Source organism: Finegoldia sp. BIOML-A4 (genome assembly GCF_009679635.1).
Classification (GTDB): Bacteria; Bacillota; Clostridia; order Tissierellales; family Peptoniphilaceae; genus Finegoldia; species Finegoldia magna.
Map to the genome: position 1 here is coordinate 92570 of NZ_WKZC01000005.1, position 13139 is coordinate 105708.

Here is a 13139-nt window from a genome sequence, read left to right on the forward strand (position 1 = left end):
TTTTTAGTTTGAAGAATAATTTATTTGTTTGAAACTGGGAAAACAAATGATAATATCATTAAAATCGCAAACGCGAAAATTGATATAACATTGATTATAACGTGAATTAGTCTGAGATTTTTGTTGGATATTTGATTTCTTAAAGCCAAATTCATAATAGCGAACGGAATCAAATACAACAAAACAAAACCTTGTTGACCGAATCCATCAAAAAATATCAGTCCGATTAATACAATAATTTGTGCTAAATAAGACAAAGGTATTAATAATTTCTTCATAAAATACTCCCTAGTCTTTCAATATAGATTCAGTTATTTTCAAAAATCTCTTCCAAATAAGTGCAAATATCACAAAATTCACAGCAGCTTGGACTGAGTTTGGAAGAATTGTAGCGATTGCCGTTTTATTTCCGTAAAGAATTACAGATGTGAAGTAATATCCCACGACCATCACCAATTCGCAAATAACTCCAGCAATTAGAACGGTGGATGTTTTTTGATTGTTGATTTTCTTCAAGAACAATCCCATTACAAGTGCCATCAAACCTTTGACAACGAATGTAAATGGTGCAAACGCTGCATAACCAAGCAGCAAATCCGCTAAACTTGAGCCAAACGCAGCGGAAATCATTCCTATAACTGGTCCGAATGCGACAGTGGATAATAATATAATGAAGTCTCCAAGATTAACATAACCCATCGCAGGTGACACTGGGATTTTGATTACCATCGTGAAAAAAGCCGTAAGCGCGATGAAAATCGCAGTTGTAGTAATTTTTCTAGTATTCATTTAATCCTCCTCATATATATTATAGAGTATTTGTGTGGTGGTTGATAGTAACAAATTATGAAAAAATTATGGTAACAGATTTCATAATAAAATTTGTTTGAAAAAATATTTTTGAAAAATAATGTAACAAAAAGGCACGTTTTACACATTATTATTCAATTAAATAATAAAAAAACAATGAACAATAAATATTATCAGTAATTTGTCCAAACAAAACAAGGAAATTTACAAACTAAATAAATCGTAACAAAAAAATGAATGAAAACGATAGAAGTATATTTATAAAATAAGAAATTCAAAAATAGATTGACATTTACTATGTAGTTAAGTAAAATTATGTTATGAGCAAAAAGCAAATAATTTTGCCGTTTTTGCGTATAAAAAAGTAGGAGGGAAATATGAAACCATATTCCAAAAAGTTTTTAGCTGGTGTGTTATTGTTTTCATTGGTATTGCCGAGTGCAACGACATTCGCAACTAATCAAACAGACAGCACTACATATGCTAAACTTCAAGAACAAGGCGTAAAGGCAGACGAAGAAGTCAAAGTTATCGTAGAAACTAGTGACAAGGCTGCTATCGAAAGAGAACCAAACGTAAAGAGCGCGAGATTCTCAAAAGCTGTGAAGGCATCTGAAGCAGATGTAAAGAAAACTTCAGAAAACATCAAAACTAAACTTAACAAAGAAAACGTTAAAGTTGACAAAGAAGATGAATTTTCTGCAGTTATCACAGGTTTCTCAGCTAAAGTTAAAGCAAAAGACATCGACAAATTGAGAAAACAACCAGGAGTTAAAAAAGTCACAACTCAAATGAAGGCTGAAAGACCAAAAGGAGGAGCGTCTCCAAACTTGGCTTCAGCTCCAGGAATGATTAAGGCTGATACTTTGTGGGATCAATACGATTTCTCAGGACAAGGAATGTTAATTAGTATTATAGATACTGGTGTAGATCCATCTCACAAAGATATGAAATTATCTCCTGATGTTAATTCAAAGTATAACAGCGAAGACGAAGTTAATAAAGTAATTAAAGAAAATAGATTAAAAGGTAAATGGTACAGCAATAAAGTACCTTATGGATACAACTACGCTGACGAATCACAAGAAATTAGAGATTCTGGTATCGGTGGATACCACGGAATGCACGTAGCTGGTATAGTTGCTGCAAATGGTGATGCAGAAAATGAAGGAGTAAGGGGTGTAGCACCAAACGCACAATTATTAGCGATGAAGGTATTCAGCAACGATGCATTAGTATCTACAGTTTACGAAGAAGTATGGTTGAAAGCGATTGACGATTCAGTAAAACTTGGTGCAGATGTATTGAACATGAGTTTGGGAATGGGATCAGGTTATAGTAGAGATGGCGTGTCTCCAACAAACGAAGCATTCAATAAAGCTAAAGCTGCCGGAGTTGTATGCGCAGTTGCCATGGGTAATGACCGTGTTACAAACTGGGGTGGCGAAGGCAAGACTAACTTAGCGATAAACCCTGACTTTGGTACTACAGGACACCCTGCAGTTGCAGATCCATCTTATGCAGTAGCATCAATGGAAAACATAAAAATGAGAGGAAGAGTTGTAGAAGTTGAAGGACAACCTGACATCTCAGCAGGTACCGCAGAAGGCGAAAACGAAAAGACAACAACAGGAAAGAAACCATACGTTTATGTTGGATTAGGAAATTCTGATAAAGATTACCAAAAAAATAATGTAAAAGACGAAGATGTAAAAGATAAAATCGTTCTTGCAATGAGGGGAGACGGATCCTTTAATGATAAAGCTCAATTAGCAAAAACAAAAGGTGCAGCTGGTATTATAATTTACAACTCTCCAGAAGGCAACAACTTGTCATTTATGTCTGGAATGGAAAATAAGGAATTTCCTTCAGTATTCATTAGTAACAAAGATGGAGAATATTTAAAAAAACTATTAATAGATAACCCACAACAACAAATCAACATCACTCCAGTACATTCTATTAAGAATCCAAAAGGCGAACAAATGAGTGAGTTCTCATCTTGGGGAATTACTCCTGATTTGAGATTAAAACCAGATATCGCAGGTGTTGGTGGACAAATCTACTCAACAATAAATGAAGATAAATACACTATGATGAGTGGTACATCAATGGCAACTCCACAAGTTGCAGGTGCAAGTGCATTAGTAATGCAAAGATTGTACAAAGATGGTTGGTTAAAGAGAACTGCTGATGGAAAACCAGACCCAATCCAAGAATACTTGACAGTTTTGGTTATGATGAACACAGCAACTCCTATAGAAGACAAAGAAGTAAAAGGTGCTTCAGCTTCATTGTACACACCAAAACAACAAGGTGCAGGTCTTGTTAACCTTGAAAATGTAGTTAAGACAAATGCAACTGTTACAGCTACAGGTGGAAAAGACGACAAAGAAGACGGTAAACTAGAACTTGGAGAAGTTGGAGAACAATTTAATGCAACATTCAAATTGAAAAACTACTCTAAAAATGACATCACATTTACACCAAGATACATCTCATTAAAAGATGAAGTTAAAGATGGAAGATACACAGAACATTCATCTGTTGCAGAAGAAAAAGAATTACCACAAGTTACAGTAAAAGCTAACAGTGAATTTGAATACAAAGCAACAATATCTACAAAAGGAATTGACAAGAATCAATTTGCACAAGGATATGTAATGTTTGAATCCAAAACTAACCCTACACTTTCAGTTCCTTACACTGGATTCAAGGGCGATTGGTCAGAACCACAATTCTTGGACAACATGCCTGATTTCAGCGACGATGTCAACTACAAACCACTAGTATATGATAATGGTGGAATAGATAAATCAGGATTTATGAGAAGAGGAAAAGAAGGCGGATGGAACTACTGGAATGCTTGGAATGTCGATGGCAAACCAACTGTATTCGTTAATTCACGTGATGACGAAAAATTAAACTCAGAAGTTGCACCAGTAATCACAATTATGAGAAACGCTCTTGATGTAAAATACGACATCTTAGACAAAGATGGCAACACATTGAGAAACTTATTCATCGACCCAATTCTTCTAAAAGTAAATGGATTGTACAAAGACAATGGTAAATGGAACTTCGAATACGTTCCTGGAGGAGCAGCTTGGGATTTCAAAGATCAAAACGGAAAACCTGTTGATGAAGGACAATACATCTATAAAATCACAGGACACGTTGATTACAAAGATGCTAAGGAACAAAAATATCAATACAACATATTGTTAGACAATACAGCACCGAAATTAAGCTACAAATACAATGCAGATAACAGAACTATAACTGTAACTGCAAAAGATAACTTAGCAGGTGTATTTAGCGTAGGATACGAAAACACTAAAACTGGTCAATGGTACGAACAAGAAGTTAGAAGAGATGATCAATTCAAAGACGTTGGAATAGTAAGAGATTACTCTTATACATTCGAAATAGCTGAAGGATTTGACTTGGCTAACCTAAGCATTTACGCTTGGGATAACTCAAGAAATGTCGCTGGAGAAAATGTTGACACGGGTGTGACTGATCATGATATCAAAACAACAGATATGACATTGAGAGTAAATGACCCAATGCCTACAGTAGAAGAAGTTAAGAAACATCTAGTTGGATTACCAGAAGGTGCGAAGGTTGAAATAAAAGAACCTGAATATATTGAAAACACTCTTAAATCCACTGAAAAAGCTGGAGAATTTACGATTACAGCGGCAGTTACTGTTGATGGAGTTGAAACTTATTACTATATTAAAGTTAAAGTTGAAGCAATCAAACCAATTGAATTAAAAGTTGGGGATAAGACTCTTAAAACAGAACAAATAAAAGAACACCTTGACTTCTTACCAGAAGACGCAAAAGTTAGAATAATTAAGAATGTTGATACAAAAGAACCTGGTCAATATGAAATAAAAGTAAAGGTTAAAATTGGCGACAAGGAAATTTACTACACAATTCCAGTTATTGTAAAAGGTGAAGAAAAACCAGATGATAAGCCAACTCAACCAGAAGAAAAACCAGAAAAACCAGTTTACACAATGCCTGTAATCACTGTTCAAAACCCTGATTACTATGCAGCATTTGGTAAATACGAAGACAAAGAAAACCCAGAATCTTACAAGAAGATTCACGTACAAGGTAATGTTACTCACATTGACCAATTAGACAAGTTAACATTAACTATCACTAAAGATGGTAAACAAGTTGAAGGAACTGAAGTTCAAGAAATCAAAGTTAACAAAGATAAAGATGGCAATTTCGTATTTGATCACGAATTAGACATTTCTGGATTGGAAGATGGATTTGTTTACGAATTGCAACTAAAAGTTACAGGACAAAACATCGAAGGACGTAAACTTGAAGATACTATTATCAGAAGAATCAGAAAAGACTACGTTGCTCCAACAGTTGAATACACTGTAGAACGCGAAGATGAAAAAGCTCCAACAGCTAAAATCAAAGTAAAAGGTCATGAAAACATGACTTATTTGGAAATGTATCTTAACGAATCAATGCTTTCAAGAATAGACAAAACTTGGGATGCCTTCGAACTTGAAGAAGGCGTTGACGGAGAATTCGAAATAGAAGTTCCATTGGAAATCGGCGAAAACAAATTCCAAATCAAAGCATACGACGATGCAGGAAACGAAACAATCGAAGAAGTTGTAATCAACAGAAAAGATCCTAACGTAAAAGATCCAGTTGATACAACAGACTTATTGAACAACTTATTAAAAGCACATTCAATAGTAGAAGTTCCTGAAAAATACGAAGTGACTGATGAACAATTAGCTGAACTTAAAGATTTGATTGAACAAGCAAGAAAAGCTATTGCTGAACAACAACCACAAGACAAGGTTGATGAAATCAACAACAAATTAAAAGAAGCTTTAGCTAACATTAAAGAAAAAGAAGCTAAGAAAGTTGATAAGAAAAAACTTGTCGGTCAAAAAGAAGATGCAGAAGAATTGTTGAAGAAGAAAGATGATTATAAACTTAACGAACAACAAGAAAAAGCATTACAAGATTTGATACAAAAAGCTGAAGATTTAGTTAAGAAAGAAGATGCAACTCAAGAAGAAGTTGACAAATTAGCTAAAGAAATCGAAGCTGAAATAGCTAAGATAAAAGAAGCTGGAAAACCAGGAAAAGAAGATCCAACAACACCAGATAAACCTGGCAAAGAAGATCCAACAAAACCAGATAAACCTGGCAAAGAAGATCCAACAACACCAGATAAACCTGGCAAGGAAGATCCAAAAGATCCAGGCAAAGATAACCCAGGAACAACACCAGATCAACCTGGTACAGTAACACCAACACCAAGCGTACCTGGAACAACAACTCCAAGCACACCAGCTGAACAACAAAAAACTACAACAAGAGTTGCAGGAGCTGACAGAATTCAAACATCAGTAGAAGTATCCAAGAAATACTACGAATCTGCTGAAACAGTAATCATAGCAAACTACGAACAATTCGCAGACAGCTTATCAGCATCAGCATTATCAAAACAATTAAAAGCACCAATCCTACTTGTACAAAAAGATCAATTAGATTCAGTAGTAGCACAAGAAATCAAGAGATTAGGAGCTAAGAATGTAATCGTAATAGGTGGAGAAAAATCAGTAGATAAAACAAAAGACAGCCTATCACAATACAACGTTAGAACAATAGCAGGAGCTAATCGTTATGAAACAAGTGCAAAGATTGCACAAGAAGTAATCAAGCTTACAGGAACTAAAAAAGCTGTAATAGCAAGCGGAGAAGTATTCGCAGACGCATTAACAGTAGCGCCACTAGCTAACAAAAACAACATGCCAATACTACTTGTACAACCAAACAACATACCAAAAGCAACACAAGAAGTATTGAAACAAATTGAAGAAGTAATAATTGTAGGTGGAGAAAAGACAATCTCTAAAGAAGTAGAAAACAAACTTCCAAACCCTACAAGAATAGCAGGAGCAAACCGTTACGAAACAGCGAAGAAGATTTACGAATATGGCTTCAAAGATAGAGTAGAAGTTAACATCGCAAACGGAACAGTTCCAGCAGACAGCTTAGTAATAGGCTCTATTGATTGCCCAATATTATTAGCAGAAGCAAATGAAATTCCAGAAGCTACAAAACAAGCTTTCCAAGAATCAAAATTTGAAAAAGTTAATGTATTTGGTGGAGAAAACTCAATAAGTGAATCAGTTGTAAAAGAATTGATCAAATAGAGTAAGAAAAGTCGCACGATATTTCGTGTGACTTTTTTTGTCTAAAATTGGGAAAAAACGCTTCTTTTATGATATATTATTAAATAGGAGAAGTGTTATGAAAATTTTGAAAAAACTACTATTTGTTTTAGTGGTGATAATTATGATACCTCAAATCGCCACAGCATCAGAAATAGATAAAATAGACAATATAATCAATCCAAATAGAGGACAAAATGATAGTGTCAGCAAGAAAATTATGCAAAACTTTAAAACTAACTTATCATTTGCAGTAAAACAAGCGATGGACGAAGATAATGCTATATTAAAAATTACCGTATTGGACAAAAAAAGCAAACCAATACCGAAAGTTGAGATAATAGTAACTGATCTTCAGACTGGCAAATCTCGAGAAAATCAGACAGATGAAAAAGGAGAAGCACAATTTTATAAGCTTGCACCATCAGAACATTCCGTGAAGGTAGTGTCTGCTCCGTCGGGATATTTCTTCGATGAACAAAAAGTATTACTTGAAAATAACACCGATAATTCCAAAACTTTGATTGCCAAGACAAGAGAGGACAAGGACAAGAAATACAAAATAACTTATAGAATAACAGACAAATACGCTGTTGCCCTGAAAGAAATAGATGTCAGATTGCAATCGGATACAAAAGAATACTTGTCAAAAACCGATATGTTTGGTTATGCGTATTTTGAAGTAGAAGATCCTGGAAAATATCAGGTGTACGTGGACAAAATGAGTGAATATTTTGAAAAACATGACAATTTCAAAATCAATGACATTGAGATTAATCCAAATTCAGAAGAATCTATTTATAGTTCACAAATAGACGAACAAATCAAAAAAGAGTTCGAATCAGCACTTATAATCAACGTGAAAAAAGCCGACAAACCACAAGAAAAAGTTCTGGTTTCATTAAAAGACAGAAGAACAGATATGTATGCATTCCAGTACACAAATAAAGAAGGAAAAGTAGTATTCGACAATTTGTTTCCGGGAAACTACGTTCTTACTGTAAATAACGAAGATAGATTGACAGAAAACGGAGTCGGAGGAGTTATATTAAAAGAAGGACAAGTGCGTGAGTTCGATGTAGTATTGTCACAAAGTGATTTGTCTAAGAAATCCCTTGTGGTAGAAAAGAAAGAACACGTCGATGAAAAACTCCCAGAATCGGGAAATAAAGACGAAAGAATGATGATTTTATTCTCGGTGGGAATAATAGTGTTGGCGTATTTGTATTTGAACAAACAAAAAGAACAGAATTAGAAATTGCCTAGAATAAAAGTGAACCACAAAATTTTGGTTGGTGGTTCACTTCAAAATCTAGGTAATTTTTATTTATTATTTGTTAACTTATCTTCCCAATCAAAAGGCAAAGGAGGGTATTTGAATTTTTTTCTTTCATTGACATCTAATGACTTATATTTGCCATTTAAATTATATTCTATTGAATACACCATGATTTCTTTATAATGAGTATAAATATAGTTAATTGAGTATCCTTCAGGATCCTTTAATTTAACTTTGTAATTATAAGAACCATCCAGATAGTTTTTAAAAGATGTTATCTCTTTTATGTTATCTTTTTTTATCCCTTGAACTTCCATGTATTTGTACAACTTTTTGTATCCATAATGTCTTTGAACGGGAACAGCTATAATCCATTTTCCAGCTATAAATACCACAAGACATAGTAGTAGTATTTTAACTATTGAAAACTTTTTCTTTTTCATTTGCAGCACACCTCTCTTTGATATTATTATACCCCAAAACAAAAAAAGGTGTGAGATTTCACACCTTACTTAATTACATTTAACACACCCATTGTTGAAAGCATCACGATAGTTCCTGCTGTGATGACTCCAAGTGTTATGGGAAGCATACTTTTTTTGGGAGTTAATCCCAAGAATGATGCCACCAATGCGCCAGTCCAAGCGCCTGTTCCAGGAAGTGGAATCGCCACCAAAATGTAGAGTCCTAGTCTTCCGTACTTGTCGATTGTCTTGCTTTTTTCTTGTGCTTTTTTGTTAATCCAATCCACAAATGGTTTGAAAGTGTCGATTGTATCCAACCATTGTAGGACTTTTTGTGTCAACAAAATCAAAAATGGTATTGGCAATATGTTGCCAATCACAGACAAGAAGAACGCTAATGCAGGGTTAATGTTATTTGCAAGTGCGTAAATCATCGACCCTCTGATTTCCAAAACAGGAAGCATGGACAATATGAACATATAAATTATTTTATTCATACAAACTCCTATTTAAACAAATCGTAGTCCAAATCATCGTATGATTCGATGTATTGGTCCACTTTTTCATCAATTATATCATAATCATTAACAGTGGACTCGTCAGTTATTCCCACGATTTTAAATCCCATTTTGTCCACAGTGTCGATGCAGTAAAGCGCATCTTCAAACACAATCGTGTCATCCACATTAGAGCCCAATTTTTCAAGAGCATTATTCCAATATTCGTCTTCGTATTTGTGGTAACCTACGGATTTACAAGTTTGCACGAATTCAAAATAATCAAGGATTCCTTGTTTTTCAAGAGCGGGAATTGCCAAGTGGTCTTCTGTGGCTGTTGCAACACACATTTTAATTCCCATTGATTTTAGCTTTTCGAGCATATCCAAAACGCCCGGTTTCAAATCAAATTCATTCATATATCCGTTTCTAATTGTGTAATATATAAAGTTCAAACCATCGTCTGTGGTTTTTTTGATGTCAAAAGTTTCGTGAATGTAATCAATAGATGTCAAAAGTGTTTTGGTTTTGATTTTCTTGATAAAATCATCGTCTGGTGTTATTCCCAAATTTTTCATGTAATCTAGTATAACTCTGTTCCATTTGTACATGGAATTAATCAAAGTACCATCCATATCAAAAATTGCGTATTTAATCATAAATTCATCCTTTCATTTATATTTAGATTTTAGTATATGGGGTATGTAAAGTCAATCAAAATCCAGTATTTTTACTTATTTTACAAATATTTTAATTTTATAAAATTGAAAAATAATCGGGAAAACCATATAATATTATTAGTGATACGAGGAGGAATAATATGGAAAATTTTGACAAAAAACTAAACAATTACGCAAGACTAATTATCGAAAAAGGAATCAATGCAAACGATAGACCACTTGTAATTCGTTGTGCGGTTGAAAGAGCTGATTTTGCTAGACTTTTGGTAAAATACGCTTACGAAAAAGGCTGCAGTGAAGTTATCATGGAATGGAATGACGATGAAATCAACAGAATGTACTACGAAAACGCATCAGAAGAAGCGTTGAAGGACGTTCCGGCTTTTTTAGTTGAAAAATCCAAATACTATTTTGAAAAAAAGGCAGGGGTGATATCTGTATCTTGCCAAGACCCTGAAAACTTAAAGGGAGTGGATCCCGACAGAGTTCAAATGAGATCCAAGGTTTTTGCTGAAAAGATGAAACCAATTCAAAAATACACAATGAATGACATCAACAGCTGGTGTGTTGTAGCAGCTCCAAGTGTTGGCTGGGCGAAGAGAGTGTTCCCAGAACTTTCAGAAAAAGAAGCTGTAGAAAAATTGTGGGATCAAATCTTCAAGGCGACACGTTCTGACACCGAAGATCCTATCAAAGCTTGGGATGAACATTTGGACACAATGGACAAACACGCAGAGTTTATGAACAAGCACCAATTCGTGAAGCTTCACTACACAAATTCATTGGGAACTGATTTGACAATCGAACTTCCAAAAGGACACGTGTGGATAGCTGCACAATCCACAGATAATTACGGGAATGATTTCGTGCCAAACATTCCAACAGAAGAAGTGTTCACAGCTCCTCACAAAGACAAGGTAAACGGCGTTGTTTACAGCACTAAGCCTTTGAATTACGGTGGCAACACTATCGACAAGATGAGATTTGAATTTAAAGATGGAAAAGTTGTGGATTTCGATGCAGAAATTGGCAAGGAAACTTTGAAGAATATGTTCGATACTGATGAAAACGGAAAATACTTGGGAGAAGTGGCTCTTGTTCCTTACGAATCTCCAATTTCCAAATCAAACGTCACATTCATCAAAACATTGTACGACGAAAACGCATCATGTCACCTTGCATTCGGCCAAGCTTATCCAACTTGCGTAGAAGGTGGAGTGGACATGAGTGAAGATGAATTGAAGGAAAATGGAATCAACGATTCATTGATTCACGTGGATTTCATGGTTGGTTCAGAAGATATGAGAATCGTTGGAACTACAGCTGACGGCAAAGAAGTAGAAGTATTTAAGGAAGGAAACTGGGCAATCTAATGGATATACTAAAATATTGTAAAAGAGAAGAAGCAGACCCACAATACATGTGGGATTTGTCTGCATTATATAAAACAGAAGAAGAATTCGAAAAAGCAGTCCACACAATTGATTTGATGGCGGATGATTTCAAGAAAAATTACGAAAACAAACTCAAATCAGCAGACATCATCAAAAACGCAATGGACGATTACAGAGATATCGTGGCTAATATCGACCGCATCGCACACTACGCATCACTTGATGTGGAAGCAGACGGCCACAACGAAAAATCCCAAAAAAGAGCCATGACGACATTCACAAAAATCGCAGACATCGAAAACAAAATGAGCTTTTTTGAAACAGAACTCGTACAAGTTGACGAACAAACACTTGAAGAAGTGAAAAACGACACCAACAACACAAGATACATCGACGATTTGTTGAAGAAAAAAGAACACATCTTATCCAAAGAAGTGGAAAATGTTATAAGCAAATTCTCGCAAACATTCAGCTCATTCTACGAAATCTACAACACAACTAAAATTCACGACATCACATTCCCTGATTTCGAAGTAAATGGCAAAAAATACGAAATGACTTACAATTTGTTCGAAGGAGTTTACGACAACGACCCCGACACAGATTTGAGAAGAAAATCATACGAAGTGTTCTACAACGAACTTGCAAAATACAAAAACACAACAGCGATGATTTATCTATCACATTGTCAAGCAGAAAAGGCAGAAAGTGAACTAAGAGGATACGATTCAGTTATAGATTTCTTGTTAGACAGACAAAACATTTCTCGTGAATTGTACGACAGACAACTAGATGTAATCATGCAAGAACTTCCGAAACACATGAGAAAATACGCCCAAATCATTAAAAAAGAATACGATTTGGACAAAGTTACATTCATGGACTTGAAGCTAGATGTGGAAAACTCATTCTCCAAAAACATTTCAGTAGAAGATGCAAGGAATTTGGTCAAAGACGGACTTTCAATCCTAGGAGAAGATTATTCCAAAATGCTAGATCGTGCATTTGACGAAAAATGGATTGACTTCGTAAACACATTCGGAAAATCAACAGGAGCATTCTGCGCATCGCCATTCTTGGCACATCCTTACGTGTTGATATCTTGGACTGGCAAACTAACAGAAGCCATCGTATTGTCACACGAATTGGGACATGCAGGACAATCCTACATCTCACAAAAAACACAAAACGTGTTGGACAACGATCCATCAATGTACTTTGTGGAATCACCATCCACAACAAACGAACTCATCATGAGCAGATACTTGCTAGAAAAAGCAACAACTGACCAAGAAAGAAGATATTTGTCCGGACAAATAATCTCCAGAACCTACTTCCACAACTTCGTCACACACTTCATCGAAGGATACTACCAAAGAGAAGTGTACAAATTAATCGATAAGAAAGAAGGATTCACAGCCGATGATTTGTCCAGAATCTTCAAAGAAACACTACAAAAATTCTGGGGAGAAGACGTTGAAATCAACGAAGGATCAGAATTAACATGGATGAGACAACCTCACTACTACATGGGATTGTATCCATACACTTACTCCGCAGGACTTACAATCGGAACACAAGTATCCAAAATGATTGTAGAAGAAGGAAAACCAGCAGCAGATAGATGGCTTAAAGCATTGGCATTAGGCTCCACAGAAGATTCTGTCGGAATCGCAAAAGCTGCAGGAGTAGACATCACAACAGATAAACCACTCAAAGACACCATCGAATACATCGGTAAAGTAATCGATGACATCGAAAAATACGACAAATAATATAAAA

9 protein-coding genes are annotated in these 13139 nt (G+C 35.2%); 4 read left to right on the plus strand and 5 right to left on the minus strand.

Annotation, left to right across the window (positions count from 1 at the left end; translation table 11 throughout):
• Positions 1–20: 20 nt before the first annotated feature.
• Both GKG01_RS05570 and GKG01_RS05575 read right to left on the minus strand, forming a co-directional pair.
• The gene (locus GKG01_RS05570) at positions 21–278 is read right to left on the minus strand and encodes a hypothetical protein (protein WP_154271763.1); all 258 of its coding nucleotides are present in this window, start codon (positions 276–278) and stop codon (positions 21–23) included.
• A 10-nt stretch (positions 279–288) separates the two neighbouring features.
• The gene (locus GKG01_RS05575) at positions 289–789 is read right to left on the minus strand and encodes an ECF transporter S component (RefSeq protein ID WP_154271764.1); all 501 of its coding nucleotides are present in this window, start codon (positions 787–789) and stop codon (positions 289–291) included.
• Positions 790–1187: 398 nt separating this feature from the next.
• On the opposite strand from GKG01_RS05575, the gene GKG01_RS05580 reads away from it, so the two are divergent.
• Positions 1188–7025, plus strand: coding sequence for a cell wall-binding repeat-containing protein (locus tag GKG01_RS05580; protein ID WP_154271765.1), 5838 nt, complete (start codon positions 1188–1190; stop codon positions 7023–7025).
• A 97-nt stretch (positions 7026–7122) separates the two neighbouring features.
• On the plus strand, positions 7123–8298 hold the full coding sequence (locus GKG01_RS05585; RefSeq protein WP_154271766.1) for a carboxypeptidase-like regulatory domain-containing protein: 1176 nt from the start codon (positions 7123–7125) through the stop codon (positions 8296–8298).
• A gap of 68 nt (positions 8299–8366) precedes the next feature.
• Here GKG01_RS05585 and GKG01_RS05590 read toward each other — a convergent pair whose 3' ends face one another.
• From GKG01_RS05590 to GKG01_RS05600, 3 genes are all read right to left on the minus strand, one after another.
• Complete coding sequence (locus GKG01_RS05590) at positions 8367–8765, minus strand: DUF3139 domain-containing protein (protein ID WP_094206601.1); 399 nt, start codon at positions 8763–8765, stop codon at positions 8367–8369.
• A gap of 65 nt (positions 8766–8830) precedes the next feature.
• The gene (locus GKG01_RS05595; RefSeq protein WP_094206602.1) at positions 8831–9283 is read right to left on the minus strand and encodes a small multi-drug export protein; all 453 of its coding nucleotides are present in this window, start codon (positions 9281–9283) and stop codon (positions 8831–8833) included.
• 8 nt (positions 9284–9291) lie between these two features.
• Positions 9292–9942: an HAD family phosphatase gene (locus GKG01_RS05600; protein ID WP_154271767.1), complete on the minus strand. Its 651-nt coding sequence runs from the start codon at positions 9940–9942 to the stop codon at positions 9292–9294.
• A gap of 161 nt (positions 9943–10103) precedes the next feature.
• Between GKG01_RS05600 and GKG01_RS05605 the strand changes: the two genes are divergently transcribed.
• Complete coding sequence (locus GKG01_RS05605; RefSeq protein WP_154271768.1) at positions 10104–11336, plus strand: aminopeptidase; 1233 nt, start codon at positions 10104–10106, stop codon at positions 11334–11336.
• Positions 11336–13132: an oligoendopeptidase F gene (gene pepF / locus GKG01_RS05610; protein ID WP_154271769.1), complete on the plus strand. Its 1797-nt coding sequence runs from the start codon at positions 11336–11338 to the stop codon at positions 13130–13132. The genes GKG01_RS05605 and pepF overlap by 1 nt, the downstream gene beginning before the upstream one ends.
• Positions 13133–13139: the final 7 nt, after the last annotated feature.